The organism is Pseudohaemophilus paraphrohaemolyticus, from assembly GCF_003253115.1.
GTDB lineage: Bacteria > Pseudomonadota > Gammaproteobacteria > Enterobacterales > Pasteurellaceae > Haemophilus_A > Haemophilus_A paraphrohaemolyticus_A.
This window is the reverse complement of record NZ_QEQF01000001.1, coordinates 336,218-352,955: the sequence shown is the minus strand read 5'-3', so window position 1 is coordinate 352,955 and position 16,738 is coordinate 336,218. Positions and strand designations below refer to the sequence as shown.

General features: G+C 41.1%; 13 protein-coding genes. 6 read left to right on the top strand and 7 right to left on the bottom strand.

Annotated elements, in window-relative coordinates; all coding sequences use genetic code 11:
• Positions 1-8 precede the first annotated feature (8 nt).
• Entirely contained in the window at positions 9-974 is a 966-nt protein-coding gene (gene dusB, locus DPV92_RS01435; RefSeq protein ID WP_111353328.1) for a tRNA dihydrouridine synthase DusB, read from the bottom strand.
• A gap of 194 nt (positions 975-1,168) precedes the next feature.
• Positions 1,169-1,657, bottom strand: coding sequence for a phosphohistidine phosphatase SixA (gene sixA, locus DPV92_RS01430; protein WP_111353327.1), 489 nt, complete (start codon positions 1,655-1,657; stop codon positions 1,169-1,171).
• 125 nt (positions 1,658-1,782) lie between these two features.
• Here sixA and pyk point away from each other — a divergent pair, with 125 nt between their 5' ends.
• Positions 1,783-3,222 carry a pyruvate kinase gene (gene pyk, locus DPV92_RS01425; RefSeq protein ID WP_111353326.1) on the top strand — a complete coding sequence of 480 codons (1,440 nt, stop codon included), beginning with the start codon at positions 1,783-1,785 and terminating at the stop codon, positions 3,220-3,222.
• 280 nt (positions 3,223-3,502) lie between these two features.
• The gene (locus DPV92_RS01420) at positions 3,503-6,439 is read left to right on the top strand and encodes an ESPR-type extended signal peptide-containing protein (protein WP_111353325.1); all 2,937 of its coding nucleotides are present in this window, start codon (positions 3,503-3,505) and stop codon (positions 6,437-6,439) included.
• A gap of 116 nt (positions 6,440-6,555) precedes the next feature.
• Here DPV92_RS01420 and DPV92_RS01415 read toward each other — a convergent pair whose 3' ends face one another.
• The 3 genes from DPV92_RS01415 to DPV92_RS01405 form a co-directional block, all read right to left on the bottom strand.
• Complete coding sequence (locus DPV92_RS01415) at positions 6,556-7,119, bottom strand: YqgE/AlgH family protein (protein WP_111353324.1); 564 nt, start codon at positions 7,117-7,119, stop codon at positions 6,556-6,558.
• Positions 7,120-7,131: 12 nt separating this feature from the next.
• Positions 7,132-7,863, bottom strand: coding sequence for a 16S rRNA (uracil(1498)-N(3))-methyltransferase (rsmE, locus tag DPV92_RS01410; RefSeq protein WP_111353323.1), 732 nt, complete (start codon positions 7,861-7,863; stop codon positions 7,132-7,134).
• A 117-nt stretch (positions 7,864-7,980) separates the two neighbouring features.
• Positions 7,981-8,568, bottom strand: a complete 588-nt coding sequence (locus tag DPV92_RS01405) for a YajG family lipoprotein (protein ID WP_111353322.1) — start codon at positions 8,566-8,568, stop codon at positions 7,981-7,983.
• Between the two features lie 222 nt (positions 8,569-8,790).
• Here DPV92_RS01405 and DPV92_RS01400 point away from each other — a divergent pair, with 222 nt between their 5' ends.
• Complete coding sequence (locus tag DPV92_RS01400) at positions 8,791-10,728, top strand: ABC transporter ATP-binding protein (RefSeq protein WP_111353321.1); 1,938 nt, start codon at positions 8,791-8,793, stop codon at positions 10,726-10,728.
• 73 nt (positions 10,729-10,801) lie between these two features.
• On the opposite strand, the gene DPV92_RS01395 is transcribed toward DPV92_RS01400, so the two are convergent.
• Together DPV92_RS01395 and DPV92_RS01390 are read right to left on the bottom strand one after the other, a co-directional pair.
• On the bottom strand, positions 10,802-12,040 hold the full coding sequence (locus DPV92_RS01395) for a multifunctional CCA addition/repair protein (RefSeq protein ID WP_111353320.1): 1,239 nt from the start codon (positions 12,038-12,040) through the stop codon (positions 10,802-10,804).
• A gap of 90 nt (positions 12,041-12,130) precedes the next feature.
• Positions 12,131-12,640: a peptidylprolyl isomerase gene (locus tag DPV92_RS01390; RefSeq protein WP_111353319.1), complete on the bottom strand. Its 510-nt coding sequence runs from the start codon at positions 12,638-12,640 to the stop codon at positions 12,131-12,133.
• A 199-nt stretch (positions 12,641-12,839) separates the two neighbouring features.
• Here DPV92_RS01390 and ppc point away from each other — a divergent pair, with 199 nt between their 5' ends.
• From ppc to lptA, 3 genes are all read left to right on the top strand, one after another.
• Complete coding sequence (gene ppc / locus DPV92_RS01385; RefSeq protein ID WP_111353318.1) at positions 12,840-15,476, top strand: phosphoenolpyruvate carboxylase; 2,637 nt, start codon at positions 12,840-12,842, stop codon at positions 15,474-15,476.
• 158 nt (positions 15,477-15,634) lie between these two features.
• Positions 15,635-16,237, top strand: coding sequence for an LPS export ABC transporter periplasmic protein LptC (lptC, locus tag DPV92_RS01380; RefSeq protein ID WP_111353317.1), 603 nt, complete (start codon positions 15,635-15,637; stop codon positions 16,235-16,237).
• Positions 16,234-16,737: a lipopolysaccharide transport periplasmic protein LptA gene (gene lptA / locus DPV92_RS01375; RefSeq protein WP_005706872.1), complete on the top strand. Its 504-nt coding sequence runs from the start codon at positions 16,234-16,236 to the stop codon at positions 16,735-16,737. Before lptC ends, lptA begins: the two co-directional genes overlap by 4 nt.
• Position 16,738 lies beyond the last annotated feature (1 nt).

The following is a 16,738-nucleotide window of genomic DNA, read 5'->3' as shown; positions in this document are numbered from 1 at the left end:
TTATCCACTTAATCTAAAAGATCTTCTACAAAATCTTCTAATGCATCGAGCTGCGCTTTCGCACTCTCTAACGCATTAAAAGCACGCTTAAAAGTTGAGTTTGGCATTAAATTTTCTACATACCAACTGACGTGTTTCCGAGCAATCCGATATCCTTTTTCTTCGCCATAAAACTGATGAAGATCTTGGATATGTCGCAACATAAGGCGACATTTTTCTTCCGTTGCTAAGGTAGTGTAATAACCATTCTCTAAAAAATCATTCACTTCCTTGAATATCCAAGGGCGACCATAAGCCCCTCTACCAATCATCACGGCATCTGCGCCTGTGTAATCGAGCACAAATTTCGCTTTCTCAGCGGAGGTAATATCCCCGTTGGCAATAATTGGAATGGAAACCGCATTTTTGACCGCTTTAATGCTCTCATACTCTGCTTCTCCGTTGAATAAACAACTTCGTGTGCGTCCATGAAGCGTTAAAGTCTGAATACCCGATTGCTCTGCAATTTGGGCAATTTCTACGCAATTTCGATTCTCAAGATCCCAGCCTGTTCTAATTTTCAAGGTAACAGGCACATCTACAGCATTCACCACAGTCTGTAAAATATCAGCCACTAAATCGGGCTCACGCAAAAGGGCAGAGCCTGCCATTTTTTTGTTTACCTTTTTAGCGGGGCATCCCATATTGATATCAATAATTTCAGCACCATAGCTTACATTTACCTTTGCTGCTTCTGCCATTTCAATAGGATCAGCTCCTGCAATTTGTACGGCATTAATGCCAATTTCTTGGTGATGAGCTAAACGCAGTTTAGACTTTTCAGTATGCCATACATCAGGGTTAGTTGACATCATTTCAGAGAAGGTAAGCCCAGCACCAAGCTGGCTACATAAACGGCGAAATGGTTGGTCAGTGATTCCTGCCATTGGTGCGAGGAAAATACGGTTTTTAAATTCATATTGTCCAATTCGCATCATTTCTCCGCATTCTTCTTAAAATATCAACGAAAAAAGATGCAATTCCATACTGCATCTTTTTATAATTTGCCTAATTGTTATGTAATGCAACAATTAAGGGGGCGTATCATACGCATTTTTTACACGTTTGAGAAGAGTGATTTTTAAACAATTTAATAAAAAATATGAAAAAATCTGCTTGATTTTTTTGTTTAAGCGATTTTTTCTTGTAAAAGCACGCCTTTTGTTCCATTCCAATGGATTTCAGCGATGACAGCGGGGTAAAAATGCACGCTTTGCTGATATTGTGTGAATGTTTGGACTAAATCAAACACCAGCGGTAAATGTGAAACGATAAGTACTTGCTTTGCCCCTTCTTCATTCAAAAATGCCAAATAATCTTGGATCAAAACAGGTGAACCACTTGGCGTGATTTCATCCCATTCCTCAGTAATATTTGCAAAATGTTGGGAAAAACCAACCGCTTCCATGCCTTGTGTGAGTGCTGTAAGTGTTTGCTGAGCTCGAACATAAGGGCTTACTAAGATTTTATCGAACTGAATATTTCGCGGAATACATTGTTCACCCAACCATTTGCCTTGTAAAAACGCTGCATTTTTGCCTTTTTCTGTTAAGGTTCTTTCGCTATCGGTTGGCGCATCAAAGCCTGCTTCTCCGTGGCGCATAATCCAGATGTTCATAAGCTGTTTCCTATTTTTGTATTTCAAGAATTATATTTTAGGCGTATAATACCCAGAGTTTTGTATGGTTATTACTGTATCAAGAAAATTTTTTAAAATCTAACTTTCAATAATTGGAGTAATCAATGTCTCGAAAATTAAGAAGAACCAAAATTGTTACCACATTAGGTCCTGCAACTGACCGTGGCAATACTTTGGAAAAAATTATTGCCGCAGGTGCAAATATGGTTCGTATGAACTTTTCTCATGGTGTTCCAGAAGATCACATTGAGCGTGCAAATAAAGTACGTGAAATTGCGACTAAATTAGGTAAAACCGTGGCAATTTTAGGTGACTTACAAGGCCCTAAAATCCGTGTTTCTACCTTTAAAGATGGCAAAATTTTCTTAAATATCGGTGATAAATTCACTTTAGATGCAGATTTGCCACGTGGTGAAGGTCACCAAGATGCAGTAGGTTTAGACTATAAAAACTTACCAAACGATGTCGTACCAGGCGATATTCTTTTATTAGACGATGGTAACGTTCAATTAAAAGTATTAGAAGTTGAAGGCGTGAAAGTTCACACTGAAGTGACTGTTGGTGGCCCTTTATCAAACAACAAAGGGATCAATAAATTAGGTGGTGGCTTATCTGCACCAGCATTAACTGAAAAAGATAAAAACGACATCAAATTAGCAGCAAAAATTGGCGTAGATTACTTAGCGGTGTCATTCCCACAATCAAGTGCAGACTTAAACTATGCACGTCAATTAGCACAAGAAGCAGGCTTAGATGCGAAAATCGTTGCGAAAGTAGAACGTGCTGAAACTGTTGCAACAGAAGAAGCGATGGACGACATCATCTTAGGTGCAGACGTGATTATGGTGGCACGTGGTGACTTGGGTGTTGAAATTGGTGATGCAGCATTAGTTGGCGTGCAAAAACGTTTAATTCGTCGTTCACGTAAATTAAACCGCGTAGTGATTACGGCAACCCAAATGATGGAATCGATGATCAAAAAACCAATGCCAACTCGAGCAGAGGTAATGGACGTGGCGAATGCGGTATTAGATGGTACTGATGCAGTAATGCTTTCAGGCGAAACCGCAAACGGTGACTACCCGGTTGAAACCGTAAAATCTATGGCGGATGTATGTTTAGGTGCAGAATCTATGCCAAGCATCAATGTCTCTCGTCACCGTATGGAAGGTACATTTACACACGTTGATGAAGCAACTGCAATGTCTGCAATGTACACCGCAAACCACTTAGAAGGCGTTTCTGCGATTATCGCATTAACTCACTCAGGCGAAACCGCAAAATTAATGAGCCGTATCAGTTCTGGCTTACCTATTTTCGCATTATCACGTAACCCACGTGCATTAAACCGTACGGCATTATATCGTGGTGTAACCCCAGTGTTCTACGATGAAGAGAGCCGCACGATTGATGGTGCGAAAAAAGCATTAGCATTATTAAAAGAGCAAGGCTACTTATTAGCAGGCGATTTAGTGTTATTAACGCATGGCGATGAGTTAAAAGAAGGCGGCACAAACACTTGCCGTATCTTAAAAGTGGAATAATAAATCCATTATATGTTTGGGCGGGGTTATACTCGCCCTTTACTTATCTTCTCTTTTTAGATAATTTGCACTTAAATTGTTAATTTTTTGTAAATTTATCCCCAAAACTCCTATCCCAAATTTCTTTTCGTGTAATCTTATGTAAATTTGTTTCTTTATTAAGCAAAAAAAAGGTATTATTATGAGGACTTGATATCTTACTTCTAAGATGATCAACTTCTACAGGCGTTTTTATTTAAAAGCACCATAATCTACCTCTTATTCATAAGGAAACATGTAAATGAATAAAATATTTAAAGTTATTTGGAATCACGCAACTCAATCATGGACGGTTGTGTCTGAATTAAGTAAGGCTCATAAAAAACAAAGCTCAGTAAAACAAGTGGCTAAACTTTCAGTCTTAGCGGCTTCTTTAGTAACAGTAAGTGGTGTAATGGCGGCAGAGTCAGCAAAGCCAGTTATTACTGCATATGACCGCGGTGGCTTAGCAATTGGTACTGATCACGTATCAAAGCAATCTTTAAACGGTGCGACTCAAACTGCAGGTGCAACAGTAACAGCGTATGATGGTATCGCAATTGGTAACGGCTCTCACTCTGGTGGCGAAAATGGTCAAAACGGTGGTAACGGTCATATTGCAATCGGTTTAATGGCGAAAGCAACTGGTAGCGGTGCAGCCATTAGTCAAGCAGCGGTTGCTTTAGGTTCATACTCTAGTGCATTAGGTGGATCTTCAACTGCATTAGGTCAACAAGCTTATGCAGGTATAGATACTAAGCGTGGTTCCTACCAAAATAACGGTAACTTTACCACTGCTGTGGGTGCTGAGGCGAAAGCAATGGGGCAATCAACCACAGCTTTAGGTATGCAAGCACAAGCAACTTATGACCGAGCAACAGCATTAGGTCGTTCTGCTCAAGCAACAAGTAACCATGCTACTGCTGTAGGTACTTCTGCGGCAGCAAGCAAACAAGCAACAGTTGCATTAGGTACTTTCTCTAAAGCAGATAATGATTTTGCAATCGCAATTGGTGGAGCAACAACAAGCAACCCAAATCGTGCTGGTCAGTACCAAGCCGCTAAAGCATCAGGTAACAGCAGTATCTCAATTGGTATTATCACGGAAACAACGGGTAGCAACGCAATTGCAATCGGTCGTGAAAGTGCGGCTAAATCAAATCATTCTGTTGCAATTGGTTACAAAGCATCATCAACAAACAGCCAATATGCAACGGCAATCGGTTCTGAATCTGCGGCAAGTGCTCAATTTGCTTTCGCTGCTGGTCCTAAATCAATAGCGAATATCCAAGACGGCGTAGCTTTAGGTTCTAACTCTAAAACTACTGTTGATAAAAGCGTTAAGGGTTTCGACCAAAACACAACTACTCGTAACGCTCGTTCTGTGTTAAATACATACACTCCGTTAACAGGCAATGTGTTAACTTCAACGAGAGCTGGCGTTTCTGTAGGTAGCAATACTGATACTCGTCAAATCAACAACTTGGCAGCAGGTAAAGCAGATACTGACGCAGTAAACGTAGCGCAATTAAAATCTGTTAACTTACAAATTGCAGGTGACACAACTGAAAAGAAAGGTGCAGATGTGCGCTTATGGGATCAGGGTTTAACTGTTAAAGGTGAAAATAATAGCTTTATCTCAACAAAAGCAGATAACAATACTATTACTATTGGCACGAAAAAAGCAGATGTAACGGTAGCGGATGGTAAAGCAGTAGCTCCAACTACAAAAAACGAAGGCGTAGTAACGGGTAGTGAATTAGCAAGCACAGTAAATAGTCTCTACTGGACAGCCACAGCAGATAGAGGTAATGCAGCAAAAGTACACGCTGGTGCTAAAGTAAAATTTGAAAGTGCTGATCCATCTAAACTTACTATTGAACAAACTGGTACTGATGATAATGCTGTAATTAAGTTCACACCTAAATTTACACTTGCTTTGCCTTCAACTGGTGCAATAAATGAAATTAAGGGTGATCAAAATGTTCATATTACTCCAGATACAACTGATAATAAGAAAGTAACAATTGGATTATCACCAAATATTAAGGTAGACAGCGTGAAGGCTGGAGACAAAACGGTTCTTTCTAATGGTAAATTAACTGGTTTAGACAGCCATATTGCAGCACCAACTGAAACTGTGACTACAACACCAGAAAGCCTAGATGCTAAAAAGAACGAAGCGGCAACAGTTGAAGATGTATTAAACGCAGGTTGGAACTTGCAAGCAAACGACAAAGGCGTTGATGCTGTAACTCATGCCGATACCGTTAACTTTACAAGTAAAGACAACTCTGTTGTGATTACACCAAACACAGACGGTAAAAAAACTACGTTGGACTTCTCTGTTAAAGCAGCAGACTCTACCTTAACCGTTGGTGCAGACGGCGTGAAAGTGAATACAGGTTCTCTTGTAAATGCAAGCACAGCGGAAGACGATGCAAACCGTGGTAAAGTAACTGTGAATGCAGGCGATGAAAACAAAGTTGCAACTGTGAAAAATGTAGCAGATGCAATCAACAGTGCAGCATGGACAGTGAAAGTGGCAGATTCACAAGAAGCTATCGAAACTTCAACGGCTAACGATAAAGGTGCATCTGTAAGTGCAGGTACAACAGTTACTCACACTGCAGGTAAAAACTTAAAAGTTAAACGTGATGGCAACAATGTGACTTACGCGTTAGCGAACGATGTGAGCGTAAACACTGTAACTACTGAAAAAGCAACAGTAGGTAAAGGTGATGCTGCAACTACAATCAGCACTTCTAAAGCAGGCGATAACGTAACTGAAGTTAAATTCGGTGACAATGCAGGAAAACCTGTTCGTGTAACTAACGTTGCAAACGGCGTGAAAGATGGTGATGCAGTAAACGTTCGTCAATTAAATGACGCGAAAGCAAACATCAACCAAAACACTCAAGCTATCGGTAAATTAAACGATAAGATTGACCAAGTGGAGAAACGTGGCAGAAAAGGTACCGCAATTGCTGGTGCAATCGGTATGATTCCACAACCACATACCTCTGGTAAATCTATGGTAGGTGTTGCAACTACTAACTACCGTGGTGAACAAGCAGTAGCAGTTGGTTATTCACGCTTATCAGATAATGGTAAACATATTATCAAACTAAGCGGTTCATCAAACGTATCTGGTAAGAAAGATGCGATGGTGGGTGCTGCATACGGTTTCCAATGGTAATTGGTTAATGCAGAAAGATAGAATTTCTATCTAATGAAAAAGGCTAGCAGAAATGCTAGCCTTTTTGTTTGATGAATAACGAATAATGAAGATGAATAATAAAAAATTTGGCAGGTTTAAGCTCTTCCCGCCGCGCTTAACACCCCCGATGAAATGCCCATCATCTCATTGGCTTCTAACCAGCGATCAAGGTAACCTGTTTTGAATAACGTTTTGTTATTTGCATCGGAATAAATCCACATATTCTGAGCAATTTCTTGTTGTATCTGCTCGCTATTCCAAGTAGAGCAACCTAAACAAACAATAAAGTGTTCAGGTGCATCTGTTGTGCCTAAGGTATCCAACACATCGCCCGATGTGGTTAGCATAATATCATCTGTGACTTTATAAGAGTGCAAGAAAGATTGTGCCGTTTTGGTATGGACAATAAAGCCGCGATCTTGGCTCACAGGACCGCCACTTAATACCATTTGATCTTTTTTATAATCACGCTGATTTGCCATTTGGAAATCCATTCGTGTAAGCAGTTCCAACACAGACAAATCGGTTGGTATATTGATGATTAACCCCATGGCTCCGTTGTTATTGTGTTCACAAATATACACAACGGCACGATCGAAATAAGGATCGTCCATGTCGGGCGTTGCAATTAAAAATTTACCTTGTAAGTTCTCTAACATTCTCTTTTCTCGTTAAATATCACCAAAGCAGACCTGTAAAGCAGTAATTGCCGCAAGAGATGCGGTTTCTGTACGCAATACTCGTTTGCCCAACAACACTTCGGTAAAGCCTTCTGTTTCTGTCATTGCAATCTCTTCGGGAGAAAGCCCGCCTTCAGAACCAATGAGCAATCGCACGCCTTCTTTCGGCATATTCGGCAATTGACGGATAGTATATTGGGCTCTAGGATGTAAATTCAACTTTAGCATCCCATCTTGCTCTTTGCACCAATCGGTGAGCTTCATCATGGGGCGAATTTCAGGGATTTCATTACGTCCGCACTGCTCGCAAGCCGCAATTGCAATTTTCTGCCATTGTTGCAATTTTTTATCTTGGCGTTCTTCATTGAGTTTTACGCCACAACGCTCCGACCAAAGCGGAGTAATGGTTTTTACACCTAACTCTACGGATTTCTGAATGGTAAATTCCATTCGGTCGCCACGAGAAATTACTTGCCCCAAATGAATAGGCAAAGGTGATTCGCGATCATCTAATTCGCTAGCGTGAATTTTTGCAATAATTTGCTTTTTTTCGACCGCTTGTAATGTGGCGTGAAAGATATGGTTTGAGCCATCAAATAAAATAATGGCATCACCTTCATTCATTCTTAATACACGCCCAACGTGATTGGTGGCATCTTCGCTAAGCATACAGCTTGTTTGGTTGGCTAATGATGAGGGATGATAAATTCTTGGGATTCGCATAATTTTGTAGAGGCAAATAATATTTGCCCTATTGTGAAGATAATCTGGTATGAAGCTATAGGGCGAATGTAATTCGCCCCTACATGGGAGCAACATAGTTGCTACATCAAAACAATATTATTTATATTGATGAATTGCATTCGCCACTTCGTTGTCGTTATAAATGGCGTTGATCACATCTTGATAGGCTTGGTTTAAGATTTTTTGGATGTCTTTATTATCTGCCCCCAACGCACCTTCATAACCACGGGTAGCATTAAAGGATTTGTTGAAGTTACCTTTTGCACCTTGCACGGCAATATCTACATTCACTTCCGCATTGGTTTTGTGACGAAGATTGCCTTGCTCAACCGTTGCGAAGAAACGTTTTACATTCACAGTGACGTTCGCATTCGCTGCACCTTGCACTAATTGGAAACCTTTTGCATTTAAATCTTGTTGTACCGCTTGTTGTAAAAGTTGCACTACTTCAGGGCTTGAAGTTAAGCGGATCACTTCGCCATTTTTAGTGTAAGAAGAGACTTCGCGTGAAGTACGTAAATCGCGCGTATTGACGCTTACTGCAGCGGTTTGGTTGTTGGTATTAAACGTTGCCGTTGGTGATGGCGTATTAAATACCAAGACGTTAGATTGTGCTTGGCAACCTGCAAGCACCGCTGAGGTTAATGCCGTTGCTAAAAAGAGTGCTTTTTTAGAGAATTTCATAGTGTTTCCTTAAAAGTAAATTAACTAAGAGATGTTACTTGTTGTGTAAAAATCTCAATTTGAGATATAGATTATTTATTGCAACGAAGACTAAAGTCAAGCCTATTACACAACCATATGACTGCTCAATATAGAACAAATTGTACATCGAATGAATCAAACATCTCTTCTTTGATTATGCTAAAATATGCTGTTAATTTTAGCATATTTAGTCAATTTATTATGATTTTTTTTACAGATTTAATTTTAAAACGCGGTTTAAATACGCTTTTGGAAAACACTTCCGCCACCATCCACACAGGTCAAAAAGTGGGGCTAGTCGGTAAAAATGGTTGTGGAAAATCTTCGCTTTTTGCACTCTTAAAAAATGAATTACAACCAGAAGGCGGTGAAGTTAGCTTGCCGAAAAGTTGGGCAATTTCGTGGGTGAACCAAGAAACCCCCGCACTAGATATTTCAGCAATCGACTATGTGATTCAAGGCGACCGTGAATACACACAACTCATGGCACAACTTGAACAAGCCAACCACGATAACGATGGTCATTTAATCGCCACCACACACGCCCAATTAGACACCATTGATGCGTGGACAATTCAATCTCGTGCTGCAACGTTATTAAATGGCTTAGGCTTTAGCACCGAACAGCTGAATTTCCCCGTAAAATCTTTTTCGGGCGGTTGGCGTATGCGTCTAAACTTAGCACAAGCGTTGATTTGTCGTTCAGATTTACTCCTTCTTGATGAACCGACCAATCACTTGGATTTGGATGCCGTGATTTGGCTTGAACGTTGGTTGACCAACTATCGTGGCACATTGTTATTGATTTCACACGATCGTGATTTTCTTGATCCGATTATAGACCGCGTTATTCATATTGAACACCAAAAATTGAACGAATATACGGGCAACTACACCTCATTCGAAATTCAGCGAGCAACTAAAATCAGCCAACAAAATGCTGCTTATCAACAACAGCAACGCAAAGTGGCACATTTACAAAGTTTTATCGACCGTTTCAAAGCAAAAGCAACCAAAGCCAAACAGGCTCAAAGCCGTATTAAAGCTTTGGAAAAAATGGAGTTAATTGCACCAGCCTATGCAGATTCTCCGTTTGAATTTGAATTCCGCCCGCCATTGAGCTTACCAAGCCCGCTATTGATGATGGAAAATGTTGCAGCGGGTTATGGCGATAAAACAGTGCTGAAATCGGTCAAACTCAACCTCGTGCCAGGTTCTCGCATCGGGCTTTTAGGGCGAAACGGTGCGGGTAAATCTACTCTGATTAAACTGCTTGCGGGGGGGATTTCTGCCCTGTCAGGGCAAGTGCAATTAGCGAAAGGTGTACAGCTTGGCTACTTTGCACAGCACCAAGTCGATACGCTACGTTTTGATGAAAGCCCACTTTGGCATTTGGAAAAGCTTGCACCCGAAAAAACCGAACAAGAATTGCGTAATTACTTAGGCGGATTTGACTTCAAAGGTGATAAAGTGAAACAAGCGGTCAGATCTTTTTCTGGCGGTGAAAAAGCCCGCCTTGTGCTTGCCTTGATTGTGTGGCAACGCCCGAATTTACTCTTATTGGACGAGCCGACCAACCACCTTGATTTAGAAATGCGCCAAGCTCTTACCGATGCTCTTACTTATTACGAAGGCTCGCTTGTGGTGGTTTCGCACGATCGTCACTTATTGCGTAGCACGGTGAACGAATTTTATTTGGTGCACGATCATAAAGTCGAAGAGTTTAAAGGCGATTTAGAAGATTATCAAAAATGGCTAAACGGACAAAATGCTCTTGCATTGGCTTCTGCAAAAAAAGAGGAAAATTCGACCGCTAGCAGTGAAGAAAGTACGAGTACAAGCGGTAATCTTTCAGCGCAAGATCGCAAGGAGCAAAAACGTTTGGAGGCAGAACTTCGTCAACAAACCGCCCCACTTCGCAAGAAAATTACTCAACTTGAAAAAGAGCTAGAAAAGGCAATGGCGATGTTAAACAAGCTCGAAGAGCTACTTGCAACCAGTGAAATCTACGAAGCAGAAAATAAAGCCCAGCTGACCGAAACACTTGCCAAGCAGATCTCAGCAAAACAGAAAGTAGAAGAGATTGAAATGGAATGGTTAGAAGCACAGGAAACGTTGGAAGGGATGTTGAATAGCTAAACATAAAGTGATTGCACAAAACGACTACTTAGGCGTGCTTTAGGCAAGCTCATTCGTTTTGTGCAATGCTTACTTACTGTTGTGATTTAATGCGTTTAATGTCTAAAATCCTGCGTTTATTCAACTCATCCCGAATTGCTTGTTTTTCAAAGCCATCTCTAATCACTTGCTGCACATCCACTTTATTTGCCACTTCAAAATATTGCATCGCAAGTTGAGCTTGCGGATATTCGCGATCTTCAAAACCTAAGCGGCCTTTGCTATCTGCTTCGCAAGCAAGCAAGAAATCTTTAAATCGATTGGGTTTTCGCCACACATCTAACGTATTAAAGAGTTTTAACACCGTTTCAGGGCGAAGCTCAGCAATTTTATGGCAATGAGTGTGATACTCGGTCACCAAAATCGCAAAGTCTTTGACCTCGCTAGGCACTTTTAAGCGATTCGCTAAATTTCTTGTCGGCTGAATGCCTTTGACTTCGTGCCCATAATGGTGTGGCAAAATATCTTCGGGTGTTAAGCCTTTTCCTAAATCGTGGCAAAGGGCAGAGAAGAGTAAAGCGGTCGGATTTTCCGCCTGTTTTGCTAATTTTTTAGCTTGTGCTAATACCATTAACGTATGTACACCGCTATCAATTTCGGGGTGATATTTTTCTGGTTGGGGCTTGCCAAATAAGGCATCAATTTCAGGAAAGAGGACTTTCAATGCTCCCACTTCTCGCAACACTTCAAAATAAATATGTAGCGAAGGGGTAGCAAAGGCTTTTTGTGTTTCAAGCCAAACTCGCTCAGCAGTTAAGTGAGCGAGCTCTCCACAAGCGGCCATTTTTTGCATCAGATTTACCGTGTCATCGGCAATCTTAAAGCCTAAATGGGCAAACCGAGCCGCAAAGCGTGCCACGCGTAATACACGCAGCGGATCTTCCGCAAACGCCGGAGAAACGTGGCGAAGCATTTTGTTTTTCAGATCTTGCAATCCGCAAAATGGATCGAAAATTTCACCGCTTGTGAGATCTTGAGCCATTGCGTTGATGGTTAGATCGCGGCGGATTAAGTCTTGCTCAAGCGTCACATCTGGTGAGAAATCACAGATAAAACCGTTGTAACCTTGCCCACTTTTGCGTTCTGTGCGTGCAAGGGCGTATTCTTCTTTGGTTTCTGGGTGTAGGAAAACAGGGAAGTCCGCCCCCACTTGTTGATAGCCAAGCGAAAGGAGTTCTTCAGGCGTTGAGCCAACCACTAAGAAATCACGGTCTTTTACGGGGATATTTAATAAAGCATCGCGGACAGCACCGCCAACGAGGTAGGTTTTCATTATTGTCAATTGATTTAAATATATAAAAACAGCCCCAAAGGGGCTGAATTATGCGTAACCTAGGGAAAAAGCTCTAGGAGAAATCTGAACTTACTCTACACTCACAGACTCAATCACTACCTCTTCAACAGGCACATCTTGGTGGAAACCTTTATTGCCTGTTTTCACGCCTTTGATTTTATCAACAACATCCATCCCTTCAACCACTTCACCGAATACTGCATAGCCCCATTCTTGAACCACTTGGCGACCAAACATCTCTTTTGCACGATAATCTAAGAAGGTGTTATCTGCCACGTTAATAAAGAATTGTGAACTCGCTGAATGTGGGTCTGAAGTGCGAGCCATTGCAAGCGTACCGCGTTTGTTGCTTAAACCATTGTGCGCTTCGTTTTCAATTGGGGCTTTAGTTGCTTTCTCTTTTAAGCCAGAAGTCATACCGCCGCCTTGAATCATAAAGCCATCAATAACACGGTGGAAAATCGTACCGTTGTAGAAGCCTTCTTTGCAGTAATCTTCAAAGTTTTTTGCTGTAATCGGGGCTTTTTCAAAATTTAACGCGATTTTAATGTCGCCAAAGTTAGTGTGTAATGTAATCATTTTTTGTCCTTATCAGTAAATAAAACGGGCGTATCATAGCAGAGCGAGTAGGACAAAACAAACGCAATGAAAAAACTAAAAAAGAGAAAATTTGCGTTTTATCATTTTTTTCATAAATAAAAAAATTCTAGGTTGAAATTTTAACTCAAATTCGATATATCTACTTTCAGTTAATTTTCAAAATCAAAGAGGAAATATTATGAGCCAACCTCATTCTGGCGTGCGTCAAAACATTCATATGTTGGGCGAATTTTTAGGGGAAACGATTCGGGAAGCACAAGGAAGCGAAATTTTAGATCTGATTGAGAGTATTCGTCAGCTTTCAAAAAAATCTCGTAGCGGCGATGAACAAGCCCGAGAGCAGTTACTGGATAAACTCGCTCATATTTCAACTGAAAATGTCTTACCTGTGGCTCGTGCGTTTAGCCAATTCTTAAACCTCACCAATATTGCAGAACAATATCAAACGATTTCTCGTCACGACTATGATGAAACCTTAGGTAATCGCGCTTTAGGTGCACTTTTCGCCCGCTTGAAAGCGCAAAATACGCCTGTTGAATTAGTCATTCAAACCGTTGAAAAATTACTCGTTGAGCTGGTTTTAACGGCTCACCCAACCGAAGTAACCCGTCGTTCTTTAGTGCATAAACACGTTGAGATCAACAAATGTTTAGAGCAATTAGAACACGATGATTTAACCGAGGGTGAAAAATTCTGCTTACAACGCCGTTTAATGCAGTTAATCGCACTTGCATGGCACACCAACGAAATTCGTGCTGCTCGCCCAACGCCAATTGATGAAGCAAAATGGGGAATGGCAATCATTGAAAATAGCCTTTGGACAGCGGTGCCCGATTTCTGCCGTGAGTTGAATTTCCAATTAGAAAAATATTTTAGCGTGCAGCACGATGTGGCACTCGCTCCAGTGCGTTTCTCTTCTTGGATGGGAGGCGACCGCGATGGTAACCCATTTGTGACTTCGGAAGTAACCCGTAAAGTGTTCTATATGAATCGCTGGAAAGCAGCGGAACTCTTCTTAAACGATATCAGCGATTTAGCTGAAGAACTTTCTGTTGTCAATTGTACGCCTGAATTCTGTGAAAAATATGGCGACCATATCGAGCCGTATCGTGTTGTGGTTAAAGGTTTACGCAGCAAATTACAAAATACTTTAACTTATTTTGGCGAGTTAATCGAAGACAAGCCTGCTACTATTAACAAAGAGGACGTGCTATTTAACGATGAAGAGTTGTGGGAACCACTCTTCGATTGCTACCAATCACTGCACGCTTGCGGAATGCGTATTATCGCTAACGGTGGCTTATTGGATTGCTTACGTCGTATTCGTTGCTTTGGTTTAAGCCTTTCACGCTTAGATATTCGCCAAGAGAGTACTCGACACGAAATGGCGATTGCTGAAATTACTCGCTATATTGGTTTAGGCGATTATTCTCAATGGACCGAAGATGATAAACAGGCGTTCTTAGTGCGTGAATTAAGCTCGCGCCGTCCGCTCATTCCAACCAATTGGACACCAAGTCCAGAAACGCAAGAAATTTTAGATACTTGCAAAGTTGTCGCTGAGCAGCCAGAAGGCGTGATTTCAGCTTATGTGATCTCTATGGCACGTGAAGCATCTGATGTATTAGCAGTACATTTATTGCTCAAAGAAGCAGGCTGTAAATATACGATTCCCGTTGCTCCGCTATTCGAAACATTGGACGACTTGGATCACAGTGAAAAAGTAATGACCGATTTGTTCAATATCGGCTGGTATCGTGGCATTATCAATAACTACCAAATGGTAATGATCGGCTACTCCGATTCTGCAAAAGATGCGGGAATGTTAGCCGCTTCTTGGGCACAATATCGCTCACAAGAAGCCTTAGTGAATTTGGCGGAAAAACATAATATTGAGTTCGTTTTATTCCACGGTCGTGGTGGTACAGTGGGGCGTGGTGGTGCACCTGCGCATGCGGCACTTTTATCTCAACCTCCTCGTTCGCTCAAATCAGGCTTACGTGTAACAGAACAGGGTGAGATGATTCGCTTTAAACTTGGCTTGCCAGAAGTGGCTGTTGATACCTTGAATTTATACGCGAGTGCGGTGTTAGAAGCGAACTTACTTCCGCCGCCAGAGCCTAAACAGAGCTGGCGTGATGTAATGGATAAAGGCTCAGAAATTTCATGCGAAATTTATCGTGGCGTGGTACGTGGCGAACCTGATTTCGTGCCTTATTTCCGTGCGGCAACGCCAGAGCAAGAGTTAGCTAAATTACCACTTGGCTCACGCCCTTCAAAACGCAACCCTAACGGTGGTGTGGAAAGCTTACGTGCCATTCCTTGGATCTTTGCATGGATGCAAAACCGCTTAATGTTGCCTGCGTGGCTTGGTGCGGGTGCGGCACTGCGTAAAATGATTGAAGCAGGCGACGAAGCAACACTTAAAGAGATGAGTAAAGAGTGGCCATTCTTCTCAACTCGTATCGGTATGCTTGAAATGGTGTTCTCAAAAGCAGATTTATGGTTGGCAGAATATTATGATCAACGCTTAGTCGCTAAAGAGTTGCAACGACTAGGGCAAAATCTTCGTACGCAATTGAGTGAGGATATTCAAACCATTCTTGCACTATCGAGCGATGGTCAGTTAATGGGTGATTTACCTTGGATTGCCGATTCTATCGCCTTACGTAATGTTTATACCGACCCACTTAACTTATTACAAGTTGAGTTGCTTGCCCGTTTACGCCAAACAGAGAACCCAGATCCAGAACTTGAACAAGCCTTGATGATTACTATCACAGGGATTGCAGCAGGGATGCGAAATACGGGTTAGAATTTAGTAAAATTACTGTGCAAACTAACCGCTTGTAAGTATTAAAAAACTTACAAGCGGTTAGTTTTTTCACAAAATTTACAAAATCCCTGAACTAACTCTCTGTATGAATATCAAAATTATGTTATGATTTAGCGTTAAATTTATAGGTATGGGATATGAATAAACGAATAACTGCCCTGCTATTGGTGATTGTGGCTACCTTGCTAGGCTGGATGCAATATCAAGCCAAAGACGAGACAAACGGACTAGATAATCTGATTAAAAAAGAAGGAATGCCAGATTACACAGGTAATCGAATGTCTACTTCGGTGTTTGATTTAGAAGGCAAACCAGAATATTACGCTGAAGCAGAAGAGATCAAGCGTTATGAAGAGAGCGAAAAAACCGAATTTACAAACCCGTTAGTTAATTTATTTGATAAATTGACCGCTTTAAAGCAGTGGAAATTGAGTGCAGAACACGCAGAAATCAACGCGGAGAGAATTTTGACTCTTTCTGGTCATGTAACACTACAAGCTCTTGAGCCAACTTCAAAATTACAACGTATTGAAACAGATCATCTTTCAGTTAATTTAACTACGCAAGATGTGTTTACCGATAGCGAAGTTAAATCGCAAGGTTTAGGTTTTACCACCACCGGCGTTGGGCTGAAAGGAAATTTAAAACAGCAAGTGGCAACCTTGCTAAAAGATGTGAAAAGCTATATTGAGCCGACAGTCATTAAAGTGGCAAATGAGCAAGAGAAGGAAAAACAATGAAATTTGCAATAAAAACAACCATTTTAACCGCTTTATTAGGTGTGAGTTTATCGGCTCAAGCACTAAAAAATGATACTGATCAGCCAATTAACATTGATTCAGGCAGTCAATCATTAGATATGAATACGAACACGGTCGTTTTTGCTGATGGTGTTACCATTACACAAGGTTCAATTATTGTGAAAGCGAATAAAGTGACAATCGTTCGTCAAGAAGGTAAAAAAGAGACATTAGATGCGGTAGGCTCTCCTGTTACTTTCCAACAAACTCTTGATGATGGTAAGCCTGTAAACGGGAAAGGCTCAAGCGTAAAATATGATTTGAACAGCGAATTTTTAACTTTAACGGGTGATGCGGAATTGAAGCAATTAGATAGCTTTATTAAGGCACCGTTAATCACTTATGATGTAAAAAAACAGCAGCTTAAAGCAACAAGCGGTGGAAAAACACGCGTGAAAACCGTACTTATTCCAAATCAGTTAAATCAGAATAAAAAATAGG